General features: G+C 58.2%; 22 protein-coding genes and 1 tRNA gene. 16 read left to right on the forward strand and 7 right to left on the reverse strand.

Features of this window, described 5'->3' with window-relative positions; translation table 11 throughout:
- Positions 1-2: 2 nt before the first annotated feature.
- Positions 3-143 (reverse strand): hypothetical protein, encoded by a 141-nt coding sequence (locus RLDS_RS56570; protein ID WP_169534115.1) that lies wholly within the window; start codon positions 141-143, stop codon positions 3-5.
- A 116-nt stretch (positions 144-259) separates the two neighbouring features.
- Between RLDS_RS56570 and RLDS_RS49490 the strand changes: the two genes are divergently transcribed.
- Together RLDS_RS49490 and RLDS_RS49495 are read left to right on the forward strand one after the other, a co-directional pair.
- Positions 260-334 (forward strand) — tRNA-Thr (locus RLDS_RS49490).
- Between the two features lie 275 nt (positions 335-609).
- Entirely contained in the window at positions 610-1,833 is a 1,224-nt protein-coding gene (locus RLDS_RS49495; protein WP_021227859.1) for a cytochrome P450, read from the forward strand.
- 83 nt (positions 1,834-1,916) lie between these two features.
- On the opposite strand, the gene RLDS_RS49500 is transcribed toward RLDS_RS49495, so the two are convergent.
- The 3 genes from RLDS_RS49500 to RLDS_RS0128825 form a co-directional block, all read right to left on the reverse strand.
- Complete coding sequence (locus RLDS_RS49500; RefSeq protein ID WP_021227860.1) at positions 1,917-2,819, reverse strand: LysR family transcriptional regulator; 903 nt, start codon at positions 2,817-2,819, stop codon at positions 1,917-1,919.
- A gap of 174 nt (positions 2,820-2,993) precedes the next feature.
- Positions 2,994-3,827, reverse strand: coding sequence for an SDR family oxidoreductase (locus RLDS_RS49505; protein WP_021227861.1), 834 nt, complete (start codon positions 3,825-3,827; stop codon positions 2,994-2,996).
- A 175-nt stretch (positions 3,828-4,002) separates the two neighbouring features.
- A complete protein-coding gene (locus tag RLDS_RS0128825; protein ID WP_021227862.1) occupies positions 4,003-4,509 on the reverse strand; it encodes a flavin reductase family protein in 507 nt (168 codons plus the stop codon).
- A 206-nt stretch (positions 4,510-4,715) separates the two neighbouring features.
- On the opposite strand from RLDS_RS0128825, the gene RLDS_RS54750 reads away from it, so the two are divergent.
- From RLDS_RS54750 to RLDS_RS49520, 4 genes are all read left to right on the forward strand, one after another.
- A complete protein-coding gene (locus RLDS_RS54750) occupies positions 4,716-5,654 on the forward strand; it encodes a LysR family transcriptional regulator (protein ID WP_021227863.1) in 939 nt (312 codons plus the stop codon).
- A gap of 169 nt (positions 5,655-5,823) precedes the next feature.
- A complete protein-coding gene (locus tag RLDS_RS49510) occupies positions 5,824-7,044 on the forward strand; it encodes an acyl-CoA dehydrogenase family protein (protein ID WP_021227864.1) in 1,221 nt (406 codons plus the stop codon).
- A gap of 377 nt (positions 7,045-7,421) precedes the next feature.
- Positions 7,422-7,928 (forward strand): (2Fe-2S)-binding protein, encoded by a 507-nt coding sequence (locus tag RLDS_RS49515; RefSeq protein WP_021227865.1) that lies wholly within the window; start codon positions 7,422-7,424, stop codon positions 7,926-7,928.
- 42 nt (positions 7,929-7,970) lie between these two features.
- Positions 7,971-10,385 carry a xanthine dehydrogenase family protein molybdopterin-binding subunit gene (locus RLDS_RS49520; RefSeq protein ID WP_021227866.1) on the forward strand — a complete coding sequence of 805 codons (2,415 nt, stop codon included), beginning with the start codon at positions 7,971-7,973 and terminating at the stop codon, positions 10,383-10,385.
- 191 nt (positions 10,386-10,576) lie between these two features.
- Here RLDS_RS49520 and RLDS_RS49525 read toward each other — a convergent pair whose 3' ends face one another.
- The gene (locus tag RLDS_RS49525; RefSeq protein ID WP_021227867.1) at positions 10,577-11,362 is read right to left on the reverse strand and encodes an enoyl-CoA hydratase; all 786 of its coding nucleotides are present in this window, start codon (positions 11,360-11,362) and stop codon (positions 10,577-10,579) included.
- 107 nt (positions 11,363-11,469) lie between these two features.
- A complete protein-coding gene (locus tag RLDS_RS49530) occupies positions 11,470-12,273 on the reverse strand; it encodes an FAD binding domain-containing protein (protein WP_021227868.1) in 804 nt (267 codons plus the stop codon).
- 372 nt (positions 12,274-12,645) lie between these two features.
- Between RLDS_RS49530 and RLDS_RS54755 the strand changes: the two genes are divergently transcribed.
- The 5 genes from RLDS_RS54755 (at position 12,646) to RLDS_RS49555 (ending at position 16,543) form a co-directional block, all read left to right on the forward strand.
- Positions 12,646-13,380 carry an enoyl-CoA hydratase/isomerase family protein gene (locus tag RLDS_RS54755; RefSeq protein WP_021227869.1) on the forward strand — a complete coding sequence of 245 codons (735 nt, stop codon included), beginning with the start codon at positions 12,646-12,648 and terminating at the stop codon, positions 13,378-13,380.
- Positions 13,381-13,528: 148 nt separating this feature from the next.
- A complete protein-coding gene (locus RLDS_RS49540) occupies positions 13,529-14,281 on the forward strand; it encodes an alpha/beta fold hydrolase (protein WP_021227870.1) in 753 nt (250 codons plus the stop codon).
- Between the two features lie 42 nt (positions 14,282-14,323).
- A complete protein-coding gene (locus RLDS_RS49545) occupies positions 14,324-14,791 on the forward strand; it encodes a CoxG family protein (RefSeq protein WP_021227871.1) in 468 nt (155 codons plus the stop codon).
- A 154-nt stretch (positions 14,792-14,945) separates the two neighbouring features.
- A complete protein-coding gene (locus RLDS_RS49550; protein WP_031298872.1) occupies positions 14,946-16,121 on the forward strand; it encodes a CaiB/BaiF CoA transferase family protein in 1,176 nt (391 codons plus the stop codon).
- Between the two features lie 134 nt (positions 16,122-16,255).
- On the forward strand, positions 16,256-16,543 hold the full coding sequence (locus tag RLDS_RS49555) for a DUF1330 domain-containing protein (RefSeq protein WP_021227873.1): 288 nt from the start codon (positions 16,256-16,258) through the stop codon (positions 16,541-16,543).
- 267 nt (positions 16,544-16,810) lie between these two features.
- On the opposite strand, the gene RLDS_RS49560 is transcribed toward RLDS_RS49555, so the two are convergent.
- Positions 16,811-19,156, reverse strand: coding sequence for a TonB-dependent receptor (locus RLDS_RS49560; RefSeq protein ID WP_031298874.1), 2,346 nt, complete (start codon positions 19,154-19,156; stop codon positions 16,811-16,813).
- 411 nt (positions 19,157-19,567) lie between these two features.
- Here RLDS_RS49560 and RLDS_RS49565 point away from each other — a divergent pair, with 411 nt between their 5' ends.
- The 5 genes from RLDS_RS49565 (at position 19,568) to RLDS_RS49585 (ending at position 24,591) form a co-directional block, all read left to right on the forward strand.
- Entirely contained in the window at positions 19,568-20,479 is a 912-nt protein-coding gene (locus RLDS_RS49565; RefSeq protein ID WP_021227875.1) for a LysR family transcriptional regulator, read from the forward strand.
- 49 nt (positions 20,480-20,528) lie between these two features.
- Positions 20,529-20,801, forward strand: a complete 273-nt coding sequence (locus tag RLDS_RS49570) for a DUF1330 domain-containing protein (protein ID WP_269078225.1) — start codon at positions 20,529-20,531, stop codon at positions 20,799-20,801.
- Positions 20,802-20,901: 100 nt separating this feature from the next.
- On the forward strand, positions 20,902-21,801 hold the full coding sequence (locus RLDS_RS49575; RefSeq protein WP_021227877.1) for an alpha/beta fold hydrolase: 900 nt from the start codon (positions 20,902-20,904) through the stop codon (positions 21,799-21,801).
- Positions 21,801-22,544, forward strand: a complete 744-nt coding sequence (locus tag RLDS_RS49580; protein WP_021227878.1) for a short-chain dehydrogenase/reductase — start codon at positions 21,801-21,803, stop codon at positions 22,542-22,544. Before RLDS_RS49575 ends, RLDS_RS49580 begins: the two co-directional genes overlap by 1 nt.
- Positions 22,545-22,710: 166 nt before the next feature.
- Entirely contained in the window at positions 22,711-24,591 is a 1,881-nt protein-coding gene (locus tag RLDS_RS49585; RefSeq protein WP_021227879.1) for an ABC-F family ATP-binding cassette domain-containing protein, read from the forward strand.
- The last annotated feature ends 1 nt before the right edge of the window (position 24,592 follow it).

A 24,592-nucleotide genomic window follows, 5' to 3' on the forward strand; every position in this document is an offset into this window, starting at 1 on the left:
ATCTAGCGCCGGGACGGGTCGGGCGGGGGCGCAGCCGGCGCCTCTTCCCGAACCGCGTCCCGGCTTTGCGCCTTGCGCCGGCGCAGATTATCCCGCAACGCCTGCGCCAGCCGCGCCTTTTTCTCGTCCTGCGTTTCAGCCATAACAGCGGCATAAGCAAAATGCGCCGTCCGCCGCAACCCGCCTTGACATGGGCTGCGTTGGCAGCCATAGGCCCGGCCTCCAACGCGCAGATGACGCCTTGGACTGGAAATAGAGTGCTGCCGTAGCTCAGTGGTAGAGCGCATCCTTGGTAAGGCTGAGGTCGTGAGTTCAATCCTCACCGGCAGCACCATTTCTCCTATATCCGCAGACAAAGGCGCGACCGGTGCGAACAGGATTCCGCCACGGTGTGGTGCAGGGCTGTGATTTTTGGCCTGTCGCTGCCCTTGATACACCGTTCGGGCAATGCGCCCATTCCAGCCTCTTAGCGTCGGGTATCGCGATATAGGCTTTTTCAATGACGGCCTTTGGCATGCTTCAGAGTACTACCATCCTGAAATAGCATGCCATTCACGGCAGCATGAGCAGCATTTTAAGTCTAGAGCATCGTTAGAGAGAGAGTTCTGAATGGGTAATTATCCGACGCCGGAAGGCTATGATGTTGCGCCCGTATATGGAGAGAATATTTTCGCTCCTGATGCTCTGAAACATCCTTTCAGCCATTATAAAAAGATCAGAGATCTCGGTCCGGTTGTCCGCCTCCCTACCGATCCGGAGATTTTCGCCCTATCTCGCTTCCATGATATAAAGGAAGCGCTTAATCATCGGGACATTCTGACGTCGAGCAAAGGCGTGGGATTTAACGACTATGTCAATCGGGAATTTCCCGAACCTCCAACCATTCAGCGCGACGATGAGAGCCATAAGCGGCTGCGTCGCGCTGTTCAGCATAATCTGACCCCGGTCGCGCTCAAGCGATACCGGACCATGTTGAAGGAGATCATCGACACGAGGATCAGTGAGGCTGCCAATGGAGAGACGATCGACGCCGTAACGTCGGTTTCCCAACTTCTTCCGCTCAAAGCCATCAAGCATCTGGTGGGCCTTCCGGAAAACGGACGTGAGCGGATGCTTGAATGGGCCACGGCGACCTTCAATTCCGGCGGTCCGATCGAAGCCTATGAAGACCGCGAAGCATTCGTGAGGGATGCTGAAATATTGATCGAAGCAATGATGTATGTGCGTCAGGTCAAGCGAGAGGATCTGGTTGCGGGATCATGGACTTCCGACCTCTTCGACGCGGTAGCCGCAGGCAAGCTGACGATGGGGGAAGCGCATGCCGCGATGAGCGGGCTCGTTATTCCAAGCCTTGATACAACTATTTTCGCCATGTCGAGCCTTTTATATGCGCTTGGCCAAAATCCTGACCAATATGAAATGCTCAAGCGCGATCCAGGTTTGATCTCCGGCGCGGTGTATGAAGCCGTCAGGCATAGCGGTCCTGCCCGATGGTTTTCGCGTTATGCGCTCTCCGACTATGTCGCGGGCGATGTTTTCATCCCGGCCGGCGCGCGCGTCATGCTGATGTATGCAGCCGCCAATCGCGACGAGCGGCGATATGATGACCCGGATCGCTTTGACATAACGCGCAAGGCTGGCGATCAACTGGGTTGGGGTGGCGGCCCGCATCTGTGTGGCGGCATGAACCTGGCGAGGCTGGAAATGGAGCTTTTGCTGGAATCGCTCATCGCGCATGTTGACAGGATTGAGGTGGAAGAGCCGGAATTGAGCGAAAGTCGAGGTCTGTACGGCCTGACCCAGTTGCCTCTCCGCCTGTTCAGGCGCTCATAATCGGGACAGTGGGCGCTGCGGGCAGGGGGGCATGCGGCTTTGACATGCTATGCCGAATGCGGCCAGCGTTTCCGCAACGGGGCCTATTCATCATGCTGGTGATGGCGTCGCAGATACTCAGCAAACTTCTGCCTGAAAGCCTCGTTCCCTTCGGCGCACACTGCGGCCAAGGGCTGCGGATTATCCCACAGGGGAAAGGGGATCGCCACCAGGTCTTTGGAGTCGACCAACGCCTTGACCGCATGCAGCGGGAATATCGACACCATATCAGACTTGAGGACGAAAGTTGATCGGGCCCTGGCATCGTCTACTTCCAGTGCGATACGTGGACGGCGAACCTTGGCGGCGTCAAACAGGGCGTCGAGGCGATCTCGAAAGATGCTGCCTGGAAAGCCCATGATCCATGATGCTCCGCTCAGATCCGCAATGGAGGGTGAAGCCAGATCAGCCAGAGGATGACCCGCGCGGCAATAGACGGAAACAGCGGCATGATCGAAAAAAATAGGTTCGGCTTTCAGATCGGCCAATTCGCGTGTCGATGGCATGGGCAGGATAGCAAGATCCAGTCCGCCTTCACGCACGGCTGAGAGTAAGTCGCTATCCGACCCGACGATCAGGCGCGCTGCCGTCCTGGGATTGTCATGCGCCAGGTCGGCCAGAGCCTTCGCGAACTGATCCAAAGGGTGAATGGACGATACCCCGATAGACAATTCTGTTCTCTTCGCAGCCTTGTTGGCTGCAAGACCAGCCTCGGCAGAACGTATCGTGTCCCGTATCTGCCGGGCATGTTCCAGCAATAGCCGGCCTTCATCGGTAATCTGGATGCCACTTGCATTCCGCAGAAATACCTTCGCACCAATCGCGTCTTCCAACTGGTGTACGGTCCGCGACAAGGCCGGCTGTGATTTATGCAGCGTCATGGACGCGCGGTTGAATCCTCCCGCGTCATGGATGGCGAGAAAAGTCAGCAGTTGCCCCGGGTCCATTCGCACAGTGATATTGACGACCTATCTGCTGCAGGCTGCGACAAAGGCGCGCCGCGGTTCATTCATGCAGCACTGCAACAGTGTAGGCGTCCTCTCCTTGCTACGCAACCGGGACGAAAGCATGGCGCACCTGTTTCAGCCAGTTAGCTATCAAGCAGGCTGACTTAACGGCGATCACACAGTGGCCGGATCAATGAAGATATCTGCCATGAGCGGATTGCCAGGCGCCGCGGCATAGCAATCAAAGTCGATCACGCCTTCGTCCCGCAATACCGAATCGTCGACCAGGCAATGTCCGGTGAAGGATTTTGCCGGCTTTGTGATGATTGCATAAGCTGCGTCAGCCATAATTTGCGGCGTTCGCGACTGCCGCAGCATGGCTTCTCCCCCCAGCGCGAATTCCACCGCCGCCGTCGCGATTGTGGTGCGTGGCCACAAGGTGTTGCAGGCGATGCTATCAGACTGGAATTCGTTAGCCATGCCCATCATGACCATGGTCATACCAAATTTGCTCATGGAATAACCCAAATGCGCACCCAGCCATTCGGGGCGCAGATCGAGCGGCGGCGACATGGCGAGAATATGCGGGTTCTCGCTTTTGCGAAGGTGGGGGATACAGGCGCGCGAGACAAGGAAGGTCCCGCGCACGTTGATCTGATGAATAAGATCAAACCGTTTCACGTCAATATCCAGCGACTGTGACAGATCGATCGCTGAGGCATTATTCACGCAAACATCGATCCCGCCGAACTTGGCGACAGCAGCATTCACCGCAGCCTCAATCGCATCGGCGTCACGCACGTCCAGAACGACCGGAAGCGCTCTGCCTCCCGCTGCTTCGACTTCTTCGGCGACCGTATAAATCGTGCCGGGCAGGGTGCGATGTGGTTCGGCGGTCTTTGCTGCGATGATCACATTGGCCCCATCGCGCGCGGCGCGCAGAGCGATTGCCTGGCCAATACCGCGGCTGCCACCGGTGATGAACAGCGTTTTGCCTGAAAGTGTCATGGTAAAGGCCCCTCTCCAATCTTCGATTACACCATCCCGCCGAGCAAATTTGGTCAAATCGTAGGACGATTCGAGACCTTCTATCGTGCAGGTTGCGGAAAAACAATGTCCGTCATGCCGCGGAAACAGCGGCGTCCGCCTTTGGGCTGCTCAACGGACTGCAACCAGGACTTTGTCAGTTGTCGCACAGGATGGGGAGGTAGGCTCCGTCTCTGAAACATAGTGCCGAACGCGCTTTGCCACGCACAATGGATGAAACGGTTGCGACGATAATCCTGTGTGAACCGTGATCGACAAATGTTGTTGGAATTGCGATGATCGACGCCGCAGAGTCAGCCAGTAATGGGACCCCGGTATCGTCATCCCATACCCAATTGCCGATTGTGAAGCGCTCGGGTCCCTTGATCTCTCCACCGCATGCCCTCGACACTGCTTCATGCTCCGCCGCCAGCATGTTCATCGCAAAGGTCGCGTTATTTTCCATGGCCCGGAACATGCCGTTGGCGCGATTGATACAAAACAGCATGGATGGCGGGTTCATGCTGACCTCGGCTACGGCCGTCGCAGCCATGGCATAGTCCTGGCCATCCCAGTGGGTCGACATGACCCAAACCGGTCGCACTTGCGATCGCAAGGCCCACCGCAGATCTGTGGCGATATCGGTTATTTCACCTGTCGTCATACTCAATCCTCTCCCCCGCCTCATATGGTATGGCAGGATCCGTGGTCGCAGGTGGCACGAATACCGGCACCGCGACGGCAGCATTCCGTTTGGCTATCGTCTTGAGGTCAGGATAGGATGGAACCTGAAATGAGGGAAATCGGCTGGCGCAATGCCGGCATTGGCAATACCTATTCCGGCACTAACGTGGTGGAGAGGAAACTGGTTTGAGAGGGCTCGACCTCAATCTGCTTGAACCTCTGGATGCGTTGCTCCAGACCCGAAGCGTTACTGAGGCGGCGCGGCAATTGGGCGTCAGCCAACCGACGATGAGCGGCATGCTGCGTCGGCTTCGAGATCAATTCTCCGATCCCTTGCTGGTTAGAGTGGGCAAGAGCCTCGTGCTTACGCCGCGTGCGGAAGAAATGGCTGCGGAGGTGCGGCAAATCTTGTTGCGGTCGGATCGGCTGATGCAGCCAAAACGCAATTTTACGCCCCAAGACCTGAAGCGCACATTCCGCCTGATGGTATCTGAATATGGGCTCTGCGTCATATTGCCCGCCGTGTTCCGCAAGATCAGTGCGCTGGCGCCGCAGGTCACTTTCGAAACGGTGCTTCTCGATCAGCCAAATGATAGCGTGTATCAAGGGCGGGTGGATATGTGCCTGGCAGGCAATCTACCCGGAGGCATATCTAACGAAATTGCGTCCGTTATCAGAATCCGCAAAGTCCTGGACGACCGGTTCGTGGGAATCGTCGACCAGTCGCATCCGTTGCGAGGGAAGCCGACGCTGGATAAATTTCGACATTTTCCGTATATTGCTCCCAATTTTCCTGGCGTTCACTGGACGAAAGAAAATGTCGGAGTGGAGGGCTTGCCCCATTATCCACCCTATATCAGCGTGCCCGGGTTTCTCGCCATCGGCCGGCTGGTTTCCGGCACTGTTTCGGTAGGTATCGTTCCTGAACAGCTTGCCAGCCTCGTGACGACCGAACTGGGTCTGCGGTCGATCGAATTGCCCGAGGCATTTCGCAAGATCGCCATCAGCCTGCTGTGGCACGAACGTGACGAACAGGATCCGGCGCAGCGGTGGCTGAGGTCGCTCATCGTCGAGGAATGTCGTTCAATCCAGACGCGAACGGTCGATCACGGGTCGCCTGACTGACAAGCGGCCGGGGCAGGGTGCCGACCGGACATAGATATTGCTGATACCTGCATTGTGCGGGGCGATTTTTCCTCTCGCTCATCGCACGATAGGATCACGTCCATGGCCGGGCCCCCAAGGCAGATCGGGACGTGGCCAAGCTGCAAGACATATTGCTTAGGAGAGCGTCATGGCGACCGCGTATAAAACAAATGACACCACACCCATGATGGCCATGGACGATATTCTGGCCCAGGCCCGATCATTGCGACCAATGTTGGCCGAAAGGGCGGCACAGACGGAAACGGAAGGGCGCGTCAGCCAAGAGGTGACACAGCTTCTCAAGCAGGCGGGGCTATATCGTCTGGGTCAACCAGCCCGATTTGGCGGCCTTGAGTGCACGCCCAGCCAACAGTTTCAACTGGGTTTCGAACTTGCCCGCGGTTGCGGAAGCACGGGTTGGTGCTCCATGCTCGCCAACGGCAATAGCTGGATGGCGTCGTTCTGGCCCCTTGAGGCGCAGAATGACGTCTGGTTGGAGAACCCCGACAACATCCTGTCCTGCACCTTTTTCCCGACCGGCAAAAGCCAGGCAGCCGATGGCGGATATCTGGTAGAGGGCAGCTGGCCGTTTGCAAGCAATTGCGACAATGCCGACTGGTTCTTCGTATCCGCGCCTCTTCCCGAAACCGACGAAGGGGAGCGCGGGGCAGGATGGTTTCTGGTCCCCCGCAAGGATATCGACATCGATCATGACAGCTGGCGCGTGGCGGGCATGCAGGGCAGCGGCAGCAAGACGCTGCGTTCGACAGCGCCCATTTTCGTGCCTTCCCACCGGATGATCCGGTTGAACGATGTTGCACGCGGAACCATCCCCGGCCGTGATGTCCCCGGGAACGTCAATGCAGCCTTCTCCTTTGCGACCTTCGGGTCCATTATGCTCGTTGGCCCATTGCTCGGCATCGCTCAGGCAGCACATGACTGGTATTGTGAGGCGATGCGGACCAAGGTCAAGGGTGGCCTGAAACCGGGTGCGGCCCTGACGGTCGCTCAAACCCCGCAAGCCCAGGCGAGAGCCGGTGAAGCCCAGGCGAAAATCGATGCGGCGATTGCCCTTATCCTGCATGATCTACCGCCGCTGGAGGCGAAAATCCGCAGCGGACAGACTTTGACTCAGGCCGAGAGGGTGAAGGTTCGCCGCGATGTTGCTTTCGCCGCGCGCCAGGCTAGCGATGCGGTCAATTTGTTGTTTGAAGGCGCCGGCGCAAGTTCGGCGTCTCTGGATGCGCCAATCCAGCGTCACTGGCGTGACGTCAATGTGGGGACCCGGCACACGAGCATGGATGTGCAGGCGATCTACGCGATGGTCGGGCAGCAAAGCTTCGGTCTTGAACCGGTGGGAGTGTATTGACCATGACTTCCGGCTGCTCGTTGCCAGGCAGCGAGTAGCCGACCCTTTGTTTCATACCCCCGATCACATGAGCGAATGCCAACTGGCGATCGAACATGCTACGGGAGCATTTGCACAGGGCTTCCGCTTTGGAAAGCAGCGCTGCCTTGGCTGGCCACGCCGCAGAGCATATAAAGTCGTTCCGCTGAATTGGTGATGACCCGATTGCACGCCATTGGGGCAGTGCCCATCCTGTGCGCATAAGGCCATCAGACGTTTCAATTATGGCCTGAGGTGGTCCTGCTTTAGGCATAGAAGTGCTTGCGGACCCAAATCTTCATGCAACATATATTCGTGCCATGTCTCAGCAATGAGTGTGGCGACCAATAAGGCGAGACATGGCTAAGATAAGCGTGTGCGTGAACGGAGAGAGGATCGACCGCGACGTCGAGCCGCGGCGGTTGTTGGTGGAGTTCCTGCGCGAAGACCTGCGCCTGACGGGCACGCATGTCGGATGCGACACGACCCAATGTGGCTGCTGTACGGTTCGGCTTAACGGGGACGCGATAAAATCCTGCACGATCCTGGCTGTCCAGGCTGACGGGGGCACCATCGAGACGATCGAGGGGGCAGGCACGGTCGATGCGCTGCATCCGGTTCAGCGAGGGTTCCGCGCGTGTCACGCATTGCAATGCGGTTTCTGCACCCCTGGCATGATCATGAGTTCGGTTGCGCTGCTTGATCGCAATCCTGATCCCAGTGAATCCGAAATCCGCCATGCGCTTGACGGCAATATCTGCCGCTGCACGGGATATCAGGGCATTGTGGAGGCCGTACAGTTTGCCGCCAGGGTCATGGCGGGGGAAGATCCGGCTGAATTGGAGGCTGCTCGTGCTGCGCACTGACATTGCTGCCAGGCCCCTCAACCTTTCGGGGAGCGTGGTTTAATGAATGCACAATCCAATCAGCCATCGCGATATATCGGCAAACCCGTTTTGCGGAAGGAAGACTTGCGGCTGGTGACGGGCGCCGGGCGGTACAGCGATGATTTCACGCTGCCTGGATTGACCCATGCCGCAATGGTGCGTTCTCCCTACGCCAGAGCGCGAATTGTGTCGATAAGTACGGCTGCGGCCTTGGCCTTGCCGGGTGTGCTGGCGGTTTTCACCGGACAAGACGTGATCGCTGCAGGGCTCAAGCCACTGGTGCATGACAATTTTCTGATGGGATCGGCCGAAACCCAGAAAAGTGGTGCTGACATCATTCTGGTCAATTCCAGCGGCAAGCCGATCGTTTCGACCCCCCACCATCTGCTACCGCCCGACATCAGCATTTATTCGGGCGAGGCAGTGGCGATGGTCGTTGCCGAAACCGCTGACATCGCCAAGGCTGCGGCCAGTCTGGTCGACGTGGAATTTGAAGAATTGCCCTTCGTTGTCGATGCGGTGCAAGCGCTGGAACCCGATGCGCCCCAATTATGGGAAGAATTCCCAGGCAATATAGGCATTGACGCGCATGTCGGTGACCAGGACGCTACGGACGCAATCTTCGCGTCAGCGTCCAAGGTTGCGTCGCTCCATACGCATATCCAGCGTGTGACGGGGGTTACGATGGAGCCGCGTTCCGCGACCGGGAGTTATGACCCTGAAACCCAACGCTACCAGCTCTATGCCGGCAGCAGCGGCGTATGGCGGCATAAGATCGAGCTGGCGCTGGTACTGGGAGTCCCGCCTTCTCACGTCAGAGTCATCGCAGAGGATGTCGGTGGGAATTTCGGCACCAAGAACAACCTCTCCGTTGAACTGGCATTGGTGACATGGGCGGCCAAGGAGGTCGGCCGACCTGTAAAATGGACGGCTGAACGAGGTGAGGCTTTCGCATCCGACTATCAGGGACGGGACCTGACTGTCGATGCTGAGTTGGCGCTTGATGACGACGGAAACTTTCTTGCCCTGCGCACGCGCAACATCAGCAATCTTGGCGCGCATTTCGTATCGTTCCAGCCGTTGCGTAAAGGCGCGAGCCTGATGAGCAATGTCTATGACATACCGGTGGGATCGGTTCGGGCGATCGGCGCGATCACCAATACGGCCTCGACCGCACCCTTTCGCAGTGCCGGACGCCCCGAGGCGATTTTCGTCATGGAACGATTGGTCGACATTGCCGCGCAGCGCTTCGGCTTTGATCGTATCGAGCTTCGACGTCGAAATCTGGTCCAACCTTCCCAGTTTCCCTACCGCAATATCGCAGGGATCGAATATGATAGCGGTGATTATGAGGGGGTGATGGACGCCGCTCTGCGGATGATCGACTGGGATGGCTTTCCCGCCCGCGCGCAAGATGCCCGCGCGCAGGGAAAGCGCCGTGGGATCGGCATTGCCAACTATGTCGAAATCACCACCGGAATGCCCAGGGAAAAAGCGGAAATCCGCGTCGATCCAGATGGGATGGTGGAACTCGTCATCGGCACCATGTCCAGCGGCCAGGGGCATGAAACCAGTTTTGCCCAGGTGGCGGCCGAGTTGCTGGGCATCGGGCTGAATCAGGTTCGGCTGATGGCAGGCGATACAGATCGCCTCACGATCGGTGGGGGATCCATTTCCGGCCGATCCATGCGCTTTGCCTGCGTCGTCATCAATGAAGCGGTCAATCGAGTGATTGAGCAAGCGTCAAAGGTCGTGGCGCATGTCACCGGTGTCGATAGCTCAGCCGTGACTTTCGCAAATGGGGTCTTGAAGGCGAGCGAGGCTTCTGAATTCACCATCTTTGATGTGGCCCGCCTCATCCGCGACAGGCCGGACCTTCCCGAGGAGCTGCGTGCGCCGCTCTATGGCGAGCATGATCATTTCTTTAGCGATGCGTCCTTCCCCTTTGGCGCTCAGGCATGCGAAGTCGAGGTCGACCTCGCAACGGGCGCGGTCCGGCTTGTGGACATAGCCGCAGTCGACGATGTGGGCCGGGCTATAAATCCTCTGATCCTGCACGGCCAGACTATCGGCGGATGCGTTCAGGGCCTGGGCCAGGCGATGATCGAGCACGTTGTTTACGACGAGGAAAGCGGGCAGTTGATGACGGGTTCGCTGATGGACTACGGCTTGCTGCGGGCCGAGTCCGTTCCGATGTTCAAGGTCGAGATCAGCGAAGTGCCAGCTACCATGAACCCGATGGGCGTGCGATCAGGCGGGGAAGGGGGAACTACGCCCGCCCTGGCCGTATTCGTCAACGCCGTGGTTGACGCGCTGAAGGAATTTGGCGTCGAGCATATCGAAATGCCGCTGACGCCGCAGAAAGTCTGGAGTGCTATCCACGAGAAAGCCGGGCTGCCGGAAAACCAGATGCTGCGCGACTTGATGATGCTGTGAAGACGGGCAGGGATGGGGCGCGCTGCACGGATGGCGAACGCCTCATCATCGCCGACGATTGATCGACATAATGCCACTATGGTCTTGCTGACGCCAGAAGATCACCTTTCGTCGCGCCGCATGCCCGCATATGGTAAGCCATATCTTCCGCAAGTGGCTCTACCGTGAGGCAATAGACATATGTTGGGGCGTCACCGACCCCGAAATAGCGGCTTGCGCTTCTCCATATAGGCTCTTGTCCCCTCCTGATAGTCTTCGCTCAGGAAACATTGCTCGGCCAATGCGTCGCACTGGTCCAGATCGGCGGAGGGGACGGCGCGGCTGAAAATATTGAGGGTTGCCTTGATGGCGCGCTGCGTCAGGGGAGCATTGGCCGCCATCTGGGCAGAATAGTCAGCAACATGAGCCAGCAGCTTCTCGCGGGGGACGACCTTACTGATCAGGTGCAGCCGCAAGGCTTCTTCCGCATCAAAGCGACGACCGCTGAGCATGATATCTCGCGCCGCGGCGATACCGATGACCCGGACAAGCTTGTTGAGGTTCGTAACCCCATAGCCGAGTCCGACGCGAACCGCTGGGACGGCGAATTGGCTGTCGTCCGAAGCGATCCGCACATCGCAGCACAACGCAAGGGCGACGCCCCCGCCGATGCAATAGCCCGAAATCATGGCTATGGTCGGCTGCGGCATGTCAAATAGCCGCTGCATGGCTGCCTCTGCCGTTTGATCATAATATCGTATGTCCGCCGCGCCGCTGCGCGCCGACTGGAATTCGGAAATGTCCGCGCCTGATACGAACGCCTTGTCTCCTGCGCCGGTCACTATGATGCACCGGATGTCTTCGCCAATGTCGGCCAGGATTGAATCCAGTTGTTCCCACATGGAAAGGGACATGGCGTTCCGCTTGGCGGGATTGTCGATGATGATTTGCGCGATCGATCCATCCTGTTCCAGGCGGAGATGTCCTGTTTCCATCATTAAGGGTCCTTTGGATTGCGTTCGCATTGACCGACGGGCGATGGTCAGGGGGATGACACGGCGCCCGGATCATGAAGAAGTGTGAAGGTAGAGCTGGCGCGACAGGCTCAACCGCTCAGCGCGGCGACGACGGCCCGGCGGGTCATGACGCCAATGAGATGCGCGCGATAATCCTGCGGGCAGGCGGCTTCATTCATAAGTGTCGCCGGGTCGACTTTCAGATCGCTCAAGGCTTCCGGCCGGAAATCCTGGGCAAGCGCTTCTTCCGCCATGCTTAGTCTGAATACGCCGTCCGCCCCTGCGCCAGTGACTGCGACCCGTACCGCGTCGTCATATTGCGCGACGAACACGCCGACAACGGCATAGCCGGAAGCCATGCTTCTGAATTTGGCATAGGCCGCGCGCTGGGGAATACGGAAACTGACCGAGGTCAGAATTTCGGCAGGGTCGAGCGCGGTGGTGAACAGTCCTTCAAAAAAGTCGTCTGCCAAAATCACGCGCTTGTTCGTGCTGAGCAGTGCATCAAGGGCAAGACAGGCTGACGGATAATCAGCCGAGGGGTCGTTGTTCGCGATGGAGCCGCCAATGGTCCCGCGATTGCGCACTTGCACGTCACCGATGCCGCCAGCTAGCGAGGCGAGCGCAGGCAGCTTTTGCATGACCAGTGGATCGCGTGACACGTCGTAGTGCCGGGTCATGGCTCCGATTGACAAGCGGTCCTGCTGGTAATCGACACCGCGCAATTCCGGCAATTTGGAAAGATCAACCAGGCGAGACGGTTCATTGAGCCGCAATTTCATCGTCGGCAGTAGCGTCATGCCCCCCGCGATCAGTTTCGCTTCGTCATCCTCGCCAAGAAGAATACTCGCATGCTCCAGGCTTTCTGGACGAAAATACTCGAAATTCTCCATGCCCAACCTCGTCCTCTCCGCAGTGCCACGGCCGGAATCCGATTATGTCCCGGCTTCCGCCTCGATCCGCGCGTCGCGTGCCTTGTGTGAGACCGGCATAGCAGTGGTGATGCGGGCTTGGCACATAGAATGCTGATATGGCCCCATGCGGGATCGACGCCGGAAGATTGAGGCAATCGGACAGACTCCATATGTTATCTGTCCGGAGCGGACCCTTATAGGGGCCATAGCAACCGACTTGATCGAAAAATGGTTGAAATCGCATGGTAGCGCATAACCCCATCTGCCTTTTCGATTATATCTGGCGGTCCATTTCACCGATGAATTTCAAAACAGCGGAGCATTGCTCCTTGGGGTGGAGTTTGAAAGGTGATGGAGGACAGGATATTGGCCGTTCACGACGGCGACATTCTGCGGGTGACTTTAAACCGGCCCGAAGAGGGCAATATATTCACCAATCAGATGATCGGTGAACTACGCGATATCATCCAAGACGTGCCTGACACGTGCAAGTTGATCGTCTTGCGTGGCAACGGGCCCGACTTCTGCCTTGGCCGCGACATCAAGTCGGTGGACATGTCCGGCCCCTTGCCGGAAGCCCTTGCCATGCGTCGCCAAAATGAGGTGATATTTGACTGTTATGGGTGCCTGCGTTCAGCGAAGGTCCCCGTCGTTGCCGTGGTGCAGGGGCGCGCGCGGGGCTTTGGGTGCGCTCTGGCTGGCGCGGCTGACATTACGATTGCAGCCGACGATGCAGTGTTCCAGCTGCCGGAAATGGGGCATGGCGTCATGCCAGGAATGGCGATGGCAGCGCTGGTGGATCGCGTGCCGCGCAAAGGATTCTATTATCTCTTTCTGACGGGCCAGGCGGTGGATGCCGAGCGTGCCATATCTTTTGGCCTTGCCAGTGATGTCACGCCAGCGGCAAACCTGAATGCGCGCGTTGCGGAACTTGAGCGGGCCTTGTTGCGCCCCGCCCGCGTTGCCACAGAAGCGGTGCGCCAATATGCGCGCTCGGCGATTGGCCTTGATGCAGCTGCGGCAACCGATCTTGCGCGCAATCTTCACGCGACGCTGAATTCCTCCTCGGAGCTGAAGTCGCACTGAACAACAGGCAAGTGGTTGGTGTTCAATTGGGCCCGACTGATAGGGTAATGTAAATAATCGATTTGTGGCTCGATCACCGGTCGCATCATATCGACATAAAGGAATTGGGCGCCGTTACGAGAAGGGCCCTCCCATGAGAGGATAGCGGATGCTGGCATATGAACGCTTTGGCCATGGCGACCAAAAAATACTCGCCTTGCATGGATGGATGGGAGACGAACATTTGCTCGATCCCATGCGCCATGCACTCGACCAAAGCGCCTTTGAGTTCGTTGTCCCGGCCTACCGGGGCTATGGCGCTTCCGCGCATATGCGCGGCGTCTATGATCTGGACGAAATTGTTTCTGACCTGGGTGAATTGATCGAAAGCCTGGGCTGGAATGAGTTTCTCGTGATCGGCCATTCCATGGGTGGTTTGATCGGGCAGCGCTTATTGGCCTTATATCCGGACAGATTGATCAAGCTTGCCTGTGTTGCGTCCGTTCCGCCTTCTGGCGCGCAGTTTGATGATCAGACGTTCAGCATGTTTCATGCTGCTGCTGACAATCTGGAGGTGCGTCGCGGACTGCTCGATTTCTCGACCGGCCATCGCCTTCCCTCCGCATGGCTCGACCATGTCATCAGCCAAACCGCTTCGGCGCAGCCCGAGGCCATGCAGGGCTATTTGGAGATGTTTGCGCGGTCTGACCTCACTCCGCTTGTCACAGGCATAGAAACGCCGATCCTGGTGCTGGCCGGCGGCAAAGAGCCGATGGACGTCGAGACTGTCTTCAAGGACACGTTCGCGCAGGCATATCCAAATGCGACATTCGAGATGTTGGCGGAAACCGGCCACTGCCCGATCGACGAAGCGCCGATCTATGTCGCGGGCGCTGTCCAGGGATTTTTCAGGGCGCAGTGAGGCAAGGCGCTGCCGCATCGCCTTCAGGAAGGACATACCGTAATGGCAGTTGAAATGAATGGCAGCGTTGACCTTGGCGCTCCGCCGGAAGTCGTGTGGAAAAAACTCAACGATCCTGAGACGCTGAAATCCTGCATTCCGGGCTGTGAAACGCTGGAGCTGGATGGAGCAAACGCTTTCGTCGCGGCCGCAGTTTTGAAAATTGGCCCGATGAAGGCCAAGTTTAAGGGGCGTGTGGAACTGTCAGATCTCGATCCTCCGCACGGCTATCGCATATCTGGCGAAGGGCAGGGCGGCATCGCCGGATATGCCAAGGGCGGCGCCGTGGTCCGGTTGACCCCGCTGGGTGCGGAATCGACCACGCTGAGTTACGAGGTGACGGCGAATGTTGGCGGAAAAATTGCGCAACTGGGCGCCCGCCTTTTGGACTCCGTCGCGAAAAAATATGCCGACCAGTTTTTTGCGTCTTTCGCCGCGACTATGCCGTCTATCGAACCTCATGTCAGCTGAATAAGCAACGCATCCAGTTGCGATTGATGGTTTCCAATATACGATTTGTTCTTAGGGAGTGATGCTCCTGATTGAATATAATAAATCCGATGACGGGCGAAGATGAGCCTGTGCGGAGAATTAGCTTATAGATCTCTATTTTTTGGATCCGGCCATGACACCTCTACCGCTTTCCCATTTGCGCGTGCTTGACCTGTCGCGAGTCAGGGCGGGTCCCACCTGCGTCAAATTTTTCGGTGACTTTGGCGCTGATGTCATAAAGATAGAGCGGACCGATGGCGGCGGAGACCCGATGGGCGACAATCGCCTGTCTTCGGACTATGTGAATGCGCAGCGCAACAAGCGGGGCATCACGCTGGACCTGAAACGGCCGGAGGGCGTGGCCGTGCTCAAGCGGCTGGTCGAGACAGCGGATATTCTGGTGGAAAATTTCCGGCCGGATGTAAAAACGAAGCTGGGCATTGACTATGACAGCCTGTCGGCGGTCAACCCGCGGCTGATCTACACATCCGTTTCGGCCTTTGGTGAAACCGGACCCTACCGAACCCGTCCCGGATTCGATCTCATCGCGCAAGGCATGGGCGGATTGATGTGGCTGACCGGTTATGAAAATCAGGGGCCGCTGCGGGTCGGAATGTCACCGGCTGATATGAGTGCCGGTATTTTCGCTGCGATGGGCACGTTCATCGCCTTGGCCGAGCGGGAACGGTCCGGCAGGGGGCAATGGGTGCAGACCAATCTCCTGTCTTCCCAGATCATGATGCTGGACTATCAGGCGATGGCCTGGTTAATGGACAAGCGTATTCCCCAGCAACGCGGCAACGACCATCCTCAGATCGTGCCGACCGGTGTCTATGAATCATCGGATGGCTACTTCACCCTCTCGACCGTAGGGAATGATAGTTATCACCGGCTGTGCCGGGCGATCGGTGCTCCCGAATTGATTGACGATGCCCGATTTACAGATGCGCGGCTGCGGGAGCAAAATAGGGACGCCATGAACGCGGCCATAAACGATGCGACGCGCGCGAAGACGGCAGCGGAGTGGGTGGATATCTTGAACGCCGCGGGGGTGCCGGCGGGGCCGATTTACAAGCTGGACGAGATGTTCGAAGACCCACAAGTCCAGGAAACCGGGATCGCGACTAAGCTTGATCACCCTGTTCTGGGCGAAATAGAGATACTGGGGCAGCCGATTACACTCAGCCGGACGCCGGCCAGCTTTCGCAACGCACCGCCGGAACTGGGGCAGCATACGGAGGAGGTCCTTGCGGCGGCTGGGTATGACAGCGATGAAATTGCCCGGCTCAGGCGCGAGAACATCATCTGATGCGTTCATGCCATGAGGCGTAATCAATGCCCTGGCGGTTAGGTATCTGGCGGGAATGGTCGCAGGTTGCGTTGAACAACTGAGCGACTGAACGCGTGCGCCGTCGATTCCGCGGCGCTTCAGGGAGTAAAGCTATGCCTGCATATTTTGTCGCGATCCGCAATTCGGTACATGATGCGGATGAGATGGATATTTACCGGGACATGGCCCGGGCAGCGGCCGCGGGCCATTCCTTCAAACGTCATGCGTCCTATGGGCGGGTACGCAGCACCGAAGGGGAACCGGTGGAGGGTGCAGTCATCCTCGAGTTTCCGACATTTGAAGCGGCAGAGGCCTGGTATGATAGCCCTGAATATCAGGCGGCCATGGCGCATCGTCGTGCAGGTGCGGATTACCGGACCTTCATCATCGACGGGATCTGAGCGAAACAGCGCACAAGACGCTCTCGATCGGGCCAGCCAGCCCATTCCTATAGGCGAGTAATGGGTCTCGGCGTGCCACAGGATTGGGCGGGTGTCCGCGCATGCTGGCCAGCGGGCGGGATGCTGGTCGATCGCCGTCATAAGGCTACTTGTAACTGCGCTATTGGCAGTCGTTACCTACTATCATCTTGGTTTTCTATCGGTTCACAGGCTCTGAACGATCGAACTATCGTTCAGAGCCTGTGTCCTGCCAATCCCAGACCCCGATCAGAATGAGAAGGAGGCCCTTACACCATAGGAGCGAGGGCGACTGACGGAATTACAGCGCAAAGCCGACCTGCCCGTGGCGGGGTCGACGACGCCCAGCAAGCCACCAAGGGCTTGATAGGTATATGACGTGCAGTATCCAGTATCCGTCAGATTGTCTCCGAAGACGGAAACGCTCCATCGATCATCCTTCCCGTACAATGTCGCGCGGGCGCTCAGCAATTGATAGGCCGGCTGGACGGTATACGGGTCTGCATTGTTGATCTGGTTGATGTTGGCTGAAGAAACGAATGACACATCACTGCGAAATAGGAACCGCATTCCCCCCGATATGTCATGGCGGAATTCAGCGCCCAGGCTGCCGGACCATTTTGGAGCAAATGTCGGCCGTTCGCCCGTGATGTCGCGCGTGCCGGTCTGGCCTGGAAGGGCGGTCGCCGTCGGGTAGGAGGTGAAGACGGCATCCAGATAGCTGACAGACGCGTTGAAGCGCAAAACTTCGCTGAGGCGAAGCTGCATGTCCGTTTCGACCCCCTGGTTTCGAAGATCGCCGGCGTTGACGACGCGAAACGCGATGCCATTTGTCAGCCGATCCTGGAAATTCTTCACCTTCATGCGAAACAAGGTGACGTTGAGTTGAAGCAGTTTGTCGAACAGCTCCGACTTCATCCCGATTTCGGCGCTGCGCACGGTTTCCGGCTTCAAGGTCCGATCAAGCAATGTACCGGGAGGGGCCGGGGGAAGCGCGCCAGTCAATGTGCTGGAATCAAAGCCGCCGGATTTGTACCCGGTCGAATAGGAACCAAAGAACAGCAAATTGTCGGTCGGTCGCCAGTTGAGATTGGTTCGGTACGTGAAGCGCTCATTGGCCAGGGCCAGACGGCGGTCTTCCGGCAGAGCGAAATTCGCGCCCAAAGACCTGTTCACCACCTGGATGGCGTGCCCCGATTTTTCGTCGCGGGTCCAGCGACCGCCCAGAACCAGGTCAACCGTCGGCAGAAGCTTGAAGGTCGTCTGGGCATAGGCGGCGTAGCTGTCCGTCACCTGGGTGAAGCGGCGATTGAACAGGTCTGTGTTGGTCTGGCCGGGGCAAACCGCGCCCGGAGGTCCAGCAGGAAACAGCAGCCTGCACCCATCGGTGTAAATTTGATAGGCATCGTCGCTGAGCCAGCTCTCATGGAAATAATAAAGGCCTGCCACAAAGCTCAACCGACCATCGAGCAACCTGTCCGTTGGCGAAATCAGTTGCAATTCATGGCAATGGCTTTTGCTTTTGTAGGAAAGGAAATCGGAAAGCGTTGGTGTTTCGACGCCGAAAACATTGGTCAGCGCAGTAGAATTTTCCCAATATTGATAGGCGTCGATAAGCTTCAGGCTGAACCCTGAATCAAAATCCCACTGCAGCGTGGAATTTACGCCCCATTGAGTGTCATCCACATGGTCGCCGACATATTGGTTGAATCTGTGGTCGAACGGCGTCAAATCGACATCATTGGAGCCGATCGTCGCCAAACGGGCCAGGAAGCCCGGCAGCCTTCCGTCAGGTATCGAACTTGTCAGCAGCGCGCCCATTGCCGCTTCATTGCCATTCCGGCGAGCAACATTGCCCCGCACGATCCAGCTAAGGTTGCTGCTGAGATCAAACTTGCCGGACAGTCGCAGCGCGAAGCTGTCCGAAGCCCCATAATGTTTGTCGTCCAGACGGTTGTACCACAAACCGCGATTGAGTTCGCCAAAGCCCGCCAGTCGGAGGGCAGCCCCGTCACTGATCGGCACGTTGACATAGCCTTCGGTCCGATAGCGTTCGCCATTTCCGATCTCGGCGGCCAGATTGCCGGAAAACGTATCTTCCGGCAGAGCCGACCGCAAATTGATTGCGCCGACTGACGCATTGCGGCCAAACAGCGTCCCTTGCGGACCGCGAAGCAGTTCCAGTCCTTGCAAATCGAGATAGGCGCCCACCATCTGGGCTTCGCGCGGGATGTAAACGCCGTCCAGGAATCCTGCCACGCTGGGTTCGATCGCGGTCCCGCCCTGCGAACCGACGCCACGAACGATGACACGGGCGCGCGTTGCGCCGATACCCGTATCGACGCGCAGGCTCGGCGCGACGCGAGGAAGATCGTAAATTGTCACGATGTTGGAATTCTTCAACATCGTATTGTTGAGCGCTGTGATGGAAATCGGCACGTCCTGAACATTTTCTGCCCGGCGCTGCGCTGTCACGATGATGTCTTCAGAGCTATTCTGTGTCTCGGCTTCAACTGCTGCCTCCTGCGCAAACGCAGTAAAAGGCGTCAGCAAGCAAATTGCTGCGACGGAACTAGCCAGCACGATTTTATTCATGTCCGATCCTCCCCTGACGTCGAACGTCATCCGTTATTTCGCACCGCCCTTTTTGAGTATCATTCGGAAACTCTCCCACGGGGGGGAGCCTGTCTCGGAAATATGGGTCCGGCTTATTGTCAGCCGATGTCAGATCATACTCTGCATGGCCTAATAGAAATGTCTGATTGGCGGAGCGGGGATATGACGGGGGCGTTGCTTGATATGGGTATGACTGATTTTGATAAGATAAGTGTTGCCGGCTCCTTTATTGAGTGAAGAGAAATTGCTTGCAGAGAGGATGGGCGCGGGGACCGAGTGGAGGCGCGGCTTGGGGCGCCGTATTTCGCTGGTCTAAATCTGGCGGGAACTTATGAAGGACGAGCTAAAGGCAGCTTGCATCACGCCAAGCCAGAAGAGCAGGGGGCCACAATGGTGACGCGGATTGATCCGGGGCAATTGCTGACATTTCTTGCGATTTATGAGGCTGGTGGCTTCAATCGGGCCTCGTCCACACTGCATAAATCTCAGCCAGCGCTGACCCGAACCGTTCACCGACTGGAAGATATGAGCCAGACCAAGGTGTTCACGCGCAACGTAAATGGCGTGGAGTTGACGACAGACGGGAAAATGCTTCTGGCGCACGCGCGGGTCATACGAGCCAGCCTGAAGGAAGCCGAGCGTGGACTGGCTCGCCTCATGGAAGGGCGACCTGTCCAGATCATCATTGGCACCGCGCCGGTTCATCCGCTCAATATTTTTGCCAATGCCGTATCTGATCTGATGGCTGAAAGGCCAGAGATGGATGTCAGGCTGCTAAGCCAATCGGAGTCCGGCCTGTTGTCCTCCCTGCGCGACGGAGACATTAATTTCGCCGTTCTCCCGATGCCCGGTCCACAACAGGTCGCGGAGTTTCACATTCAGCCCGTTTTTGAAAATCGCGTCGCGATCTTCTGCCGACCGGACCATCCTCTCGCCCAGAATGAAAATCCCACCATCGATGATTTGAGTTCGGCCGGCTGGATTCTGGGTCCGTCCGGCAGCGTATTGCGCGACAGGCTGGAGGCATTGTTTGCCAGCGAAGGGCGACAACCGCCCGACATCGTCTTGGAGGTGGAGGACCAGCGGATACGGCGCATGTTGCTTGTCGAAAGTCCGTATCTTTCCGTCTTTGCGCGACACAATGTCGTAGAGTTGGTTCAGTCGAAACAACTTGTCGAAATTCCATTTTCGTTCGCGCAAGCGCCAAGACCCGTGGTGGCGCTCGCCTTGAAGGAGAACGAGCATATGGAAAATTTTGTCCGCCATCTGCGCCGACATTATGAAAAGAGCATGTTCCCATGATCTATACACAATAATGTTAGGGGAATAATATAATATGCCCGCATATATGATGCTGCAAATGAAAGTTATCAGCGAGGAAGGTTTATTGGAATATCGCAAAGCGGTTAAGCCTTTGATGGAAAAATTCGGGGCAAAGCCGATCATACGCGGTGCAAAGATAGACTTGCTGGAGGGGCAAGGCGCGGATCGTCCAATTTCGCTGTTCGAATTTCCATCCATGCAGGCCTTGCATGATTTCTGGGAATCGCCGGAATATGCTGCAATCAAGCCTTTGCGCGCTGGATCTGCGGACATCGATATCTGGGCCATCCCAGGATTGTAACCGACGTCTGCCTAGCGAAACTGATCCGCCGTCCCCCAATCGACCGGGTTATGCCGCGTACAAATTTCCTGCCTTCACCATCCAAAAACGGGAGATAGCGATGCCCTTCATCGACACCCCTGACTGTTCGCTCTATTATGAAGAAACCGGCAGTGGAGTGCCGATCATCTGGATCCACGAATTTGCTGCTGATTGCCGCACCTGGGAAGCGCAGGTGCGCCGGTTCAGTCGCGACCACCGTTGCATCACCTATAACGCCAGGGGCTATCCGCCTTCTTCCGTGCCTGAGGATGGAAAGGCATATACCTATGTTCGACAGCGGGACGATCTGCTGGCGATCATGGATGCCCTGGACATTGAAAAGGCGCATCTCGTCGGGTTGAGCATGGGTGCTTACACCGGTCTTCAGTTCGCGATGTCATATCCCGGACGCGTTCTGTCGCTGGTTTTTTCCAGCGGCGGATCGGGCGCGCCCAAGGGGGACCGCGAGGCTTTCAAGGTCGAGACATATAAGGGCGCCGACCGCATGTTGAACGAAGGGATGGTTGCGGGCGCTCATGGGCTTGCGATGGGGGCAACACGGGTACAACTTCTCAACAAGGATCCGCGCGGATGGCAGGAGTTTCGACAACAGATGGCGGAACATTCCGCGCTGGGATCGGCACTCACCCTGAAAAATTTCCAGGCAATCCGGCCCTCCTTGCATGATTTCGAGGATGAGTTGCGTAAATTGGATGTGCCAGTCCTGTTGGCGGTCGGCGATGAGGATGATCCGGTAATTGATGCCAATATCTTCCTCAAACGGACCATGCCGCGTGCAGGGCTTTGGATTCATCCCAAGACCGGGCATGGCCTCAATCTTGAGGAGCCGGACGAATTCAACCATCGTGTCGCCGCTTTCCAGATTGCCGTGGAACGAGGCAAATGGCCGAGGAGAGATGCGCGGGCCAACCCCAACCAGTCCATTTTTATGGGAGACAAGTCGGAAGGGGCGCCGTGATGGATCTGGGCCTTGAAGGAAGGGTCGCGCTGGTCACGGGTGCGTCGCAAGGTATTGGGGCAGCTACCGCGATGCAGCTGGCGGAGGCGGGCTGCGACATCATTCTTGCCGCCAGATCGGAAGGAAGGCTGCGACGCGTAGCGGACGACATTGTCGCGCGCTTCGGGCGCAAGGCTGACATATTTGCGGCTGATCTTTCGTCGTCGAAGGCTGTCGCCGCGCTTGCCGATCGTGCCGGAGCAGTGGACATTCTTGTCAATAATGCGGGTGCTGTTCCAGGCGGCAGGCTGGAGGATATTGGCGAGGATGAATGGCGGGCGGCGTGGGACCTCAAGGTCTTTGGCTATATCAATCTGACACGCCTGATCTACCCGCAGATGGCATCCCGCGGAAATGGTGTGATCGTCAATGTGATTGGCGCCGCCGCCCAGATACGCAACCCCACCTACATATGCGGCGTCGCTGGCAATGCGGCCTTGACGGCATTCACCATGTCCATCGGCAGCGATAGTCATCGCAACGGTGTGCGCGTCGTCGGCGTCAGCCCGGGACCGGTCGCGACAGAGCGTCTCGATAATCTGGGTGAGGCAGCGGTCAAGCAGGACGCTATGCCCTTTGGTCGTGCCGCGGACCCTGAAGAAATCGCGTCAGCCATCGCATTCCTGGCGTCGCCTCGATCAGGCTACACCTCTGGAACGGTCCTGATGGTGGATGGCGGAATGTCGGCTCGCGCGGCTGGATGACAGCAAGGCGCGGTCTGTGTCCCGCGACGCAGCAGTCTCAAACCCTGTTTCCGACATGATCTGCCGTTAAGTCCCTTCTCGCGTCACGCAGATCAATCTCGATGCGCGCCAACAAAATCGCAGTGCGGCATTTTCGCGCCGCGCAAAATGCTCTAGGTCGCGCGCCATGCTGAACCTCAATGCCATCACCGTGCGCCTGGGCGGCCGCACCATTCTTGATCGCGCCGCCGCCACCTTGCCGCCGCGCAGCCGCGTGGGCCTTATCGGCCGCAATGGCGCTGGCAAATCGACGCTGATGAAGGTGATGATCGGCCAGATCGACCCGGACGAAGGGTCGTGCGACATGCCGCGCGACACGCGCCTTGGCTATATCGCGCAGGAAGCGCCGTCGGGCACCGCCACGCCGTTCGACACCGTGCTGGCCGCCGATACCGAGCGCGCCGCGCTGATGGCCGAAAGCGAAACGACGGAAGATCCCGATCGGCTGGGCCATATCTACGAGCGGCTGACCGCGATCGACGCCTATACCGCGCCAGCCCGCGCTGCCCGCATCCTCGTCGGCCTCGGCTTTGACGAGGAGATGCAGGGCCGCCCGCTCGACAGCTATTCGGGCGGCTGGAAAATGCGCGTTGCTCTCGCCGCCCTGCTCTTTTCCAATCCCGACCTTTTGCTGCTCGACGAACCGTCGAACCATCTCGACCTCGAAGCGACCTTGTGGCTCGAAAATTTCCTCAAGGCCTATCGCGGCACCGTGGTCGTCATCAGCCATGAGCGCGACCTGCTCAACAATGTCGTCGACTATATCCTGCATCTGGAAGGCGGGAAGGTCACGCTCTACCCCGGCGGCTATGACGCGTTCGAACGCCAGCGCGCCGAACGCCTCGTCCAGCAGGAAGCGGCCCGCGCCAAGCAGCAGGCGGAGCGCGAGAAGTTGCAGGACTATGTCGCCCGCAATTCCGCCCGCGCCTCGACCGCGAAACAGGCGCAGTCCCGCGCGAAGGCGCTGGCAAAGATGCAGCCCATCGCCGCCGCGATCGAGGACCCGACGCTGCATTTCGGCTTTCCCAGCCCCGCCGAACTGCGTCCGCCGCTCATCACCATGGATATGGCCGCGGTTGGCTATACCGACACGCCGATCCTGCGCCGCATCAACCTGCGGATCGACCCCGACGACCGGCTGGCGCTGCTCGGCCGCAACGGCAATGGCAAGACAACGCTCGCCCGCCTCATCGCCGCGCAACTGAAGCCGATGGAGGGCGACATGGCCTCCAGCCCCAAGATGAATGTCGGCTATTTCACCCAATATCAGGTGGAGGAACTCGACGTCACCGACACCCCGCTCGAACATATGACCCGCGTGATGAAGGGCGCGACGCCGGGCGCGGTGCGCGCGCAGCTGGGCCGCTTCGGCTTTTCTGGCGAGCGCGCGACACAGAAGGTGGGGAGCATGTCCGGCGGTGAGCGCGCCCGTCTGGCGCTCGCGCTCATCACCCGTGACGCGCCGCACCTCCTCATCCTCGACGAACCGACCAACCACTTGGACGTCGACAGCCGCGAGGCGCTGGTGCAGGCCCTGAACGATTATTCGGGCGCGGTGGTGATCGTCAGCCATGATCGGCACATGATCGAACTGGTTGCCGATCGTCTGGTGCTGGTCGACAATGGCACCGCCCAGCCGTTCGACGGCAGCCTCGACGATTATACCGACATCATCCTGCGCAAATCCGATGGCAATGGCGCGGATGGGGCAGGGGGCGGTGACGCACCCAAGGTCGATCGCAAGGCGGAAAAGCGCAACGCGGCCCAGTGGCGCGAAAAGCAGAAGGCGGCGAAGAATGCGGTCAGCAAGGCGGAAAGGGACATGGCCGCGCTGGCCGCTGAACGCAGCCGCATCGACCAGGCGCTGTTCGACCCCAAGTCCGCGACCGGCGCGGAAGCGAAGATGACCACCAGCGAACTGATGGTGAAGCGGGCCGCGATCGAAAAGAAGCTGGAAACGGCCGAGGAAGTGTGGATGGAGGCGAGCGCGGCGCTGGAGGATCTCTGAC

Origin of the sequence: Sphingobium lactosutens DS20 (genome assembly GCF_000445105.1) — a bacterium.
In the GTDB taxonomy this organism is placed as follows: Bacteria; Pseudomonadota; Alphaproteobacteria; order Sphingomonadales; family Sphingomonadaceae; genus Sphingobium; species Sphingobium lactosutens.

What these genes read in the sequence shown, in the direction of transcription:
- RLDS_RS49585 (WP_021227879.1), top strand. Translation starts at nt 22,711, where the DNA reads ATGCTGAACCTCAATGCCATCACCGTGCGCCTGGGCGGCCGCACCATT.
- RLDS_RS49555 (WP_021227873.1), top strand. Translation starts at nt 16,256, where the DNA reads ATGCCTGCATATTTTGTCGCGATCCGCAATTCGGTACATGATGCGGAT.
- RLDS_RS49560 (WP_031298874.1), bottom strand. Translation starts at nt 19,156, where the DNA reads ATGAATAAAATCGTGCTGGCTAGTTCCGTCGCAGCAATTTGCTTGCTG.
- RLDS_RS49530 (WP_021227868.1), bottom strand. Translation starts at nt 12,273, where the DNA reads ATGGAGAATTTCGAGTATTTTCGTCCAGAAAGCCTGGAGCATGCGAGT.
- RLDS_RS49495 (WP_021227859.1), top strand. Translation starts at nt 610, where the DNA reads ATGGGTAATTATCCGACGCCGGAAGGCTATGATGTTGCGCCCGTATAT.
- RLDS_RS56570 (WP_169534115.1), bottom strand. Translation starts at nt 143, where the DNA reads ATGGCTGAAACGCAGGACGAGAAAAAGGCGCGGCTGGCGCAGGCGTTG.
- RLDS_RS49575 (WP_021227877.1), top strand. Translation starts at nt 20,902, where the DNA reads ATGCCCTTCATCGACACCCCTGACTGTTCGCTCTATTATGAAGAAACC.
- RLDS_RS49510 (WP_021227864.1), top strand. Translation starts at nt 5,824, where the DNA reads ATGGCGACCGCGTATAAAACAAATGACACCACACCCATGATGGCCATG.
- RLDS_RS49515 (WP_021227865.1), top strand. Translation starts at nt 7,422, where the DNA reads ATGGCTAAGATAAGCGTGTGCGTGAACGGAGAGAGGATCGACCGCGAC.
- RLDS_RS0128825 (WP_021227862.1), bottom strand. Translation starts at nt 4,509, where the DNA reads ATGACGACAGGTGAAATAACCGATATCGCCACAGATCTGCGGTGGGCC.
- RLDS_RS49525 (WP_021227867.1), bottom strand. Translation starts at nt 11,362, where the DNA reads ATGATGGAAACAGGACATCTCCGCCTGGAACAGGATGGATCGATCGCG.
- RLDS_RS49550 (WP_031298872.1), top strand. Translation starts at nt 14,946, where the DNA reads ATGACACCTCTACCGCTTTCCCATTTGCGCGTGCTTGACCTGTCGCGA.
- RLDS_RS49500 (WP_021227860.1), bottom strand. Translation starts at nt 2,819, where the DNA reads ATGGACCCGGGGCAACTGCTGACTTTTCTCGCCATCCATGACGCGGGA.
- RLDS_RS49505 (WP_021227861.1), bottom strand. Translation starts at nt 3,827, where the DNA reads ATGACACTTTCAGGCAAAACGCTGTTCATCACCGGTGGCAGCCGCGGT.
- RLDS_RS49545 (WP_021227871.1), top strand. Translation starts at nt 14,324, where the DNA reads ATGGCAGTTGAAATGAATGGCAGCGTTGACCTTGGCGCTCCGCCGGAA.
- RLDS_RS49520 (WP_021227866.1), top strand. Translation starts at nt 7,971, where the DNA reads ATGAATGCACAATCCAATCAGCCATCGCGATATATCGGCAAACCCGTT.
- RLDS_RS49565 (WP_021227875.1), top strand. Translation starts at nt 19,568, where the DNA reads ATGGTGACGCGGATTGATCCGGGGCAATTGCTGACATTTCTTGCGATT.
- RLDS_RS49540 (WP_021227870.1), top strand. Translation starts at nt 13,529, where the DNA reads ATGCTGGCATATGAACGCTTTGGCCATGGCGACCAAAAAATACTCGCC.
- RLDS_RS49570 (WP_269078225.1), top strand. Translation starts at nt 20,529, where the DNA reads ATGCTGCAAATGAAAGTTATCAGCGAGGAAGGTTTATTGGAATATCGC.
- RLDS_RS49580 (WP_021227878.1), top strand. Translation starts at nt 21,801, where the DNA reads ATGGATCTGGGCCTTGAAGGAAGGGTCGCGCTGGTCACGGGTGCGTCG.
- RLDS_RS54755 (WP_021227869.1), top strand. Translation starts at nt 12,646, where the DNA reads ATGGAGGACAGGATATTGGCCGTTCACGACGGCGACATTCTGCGGGTG.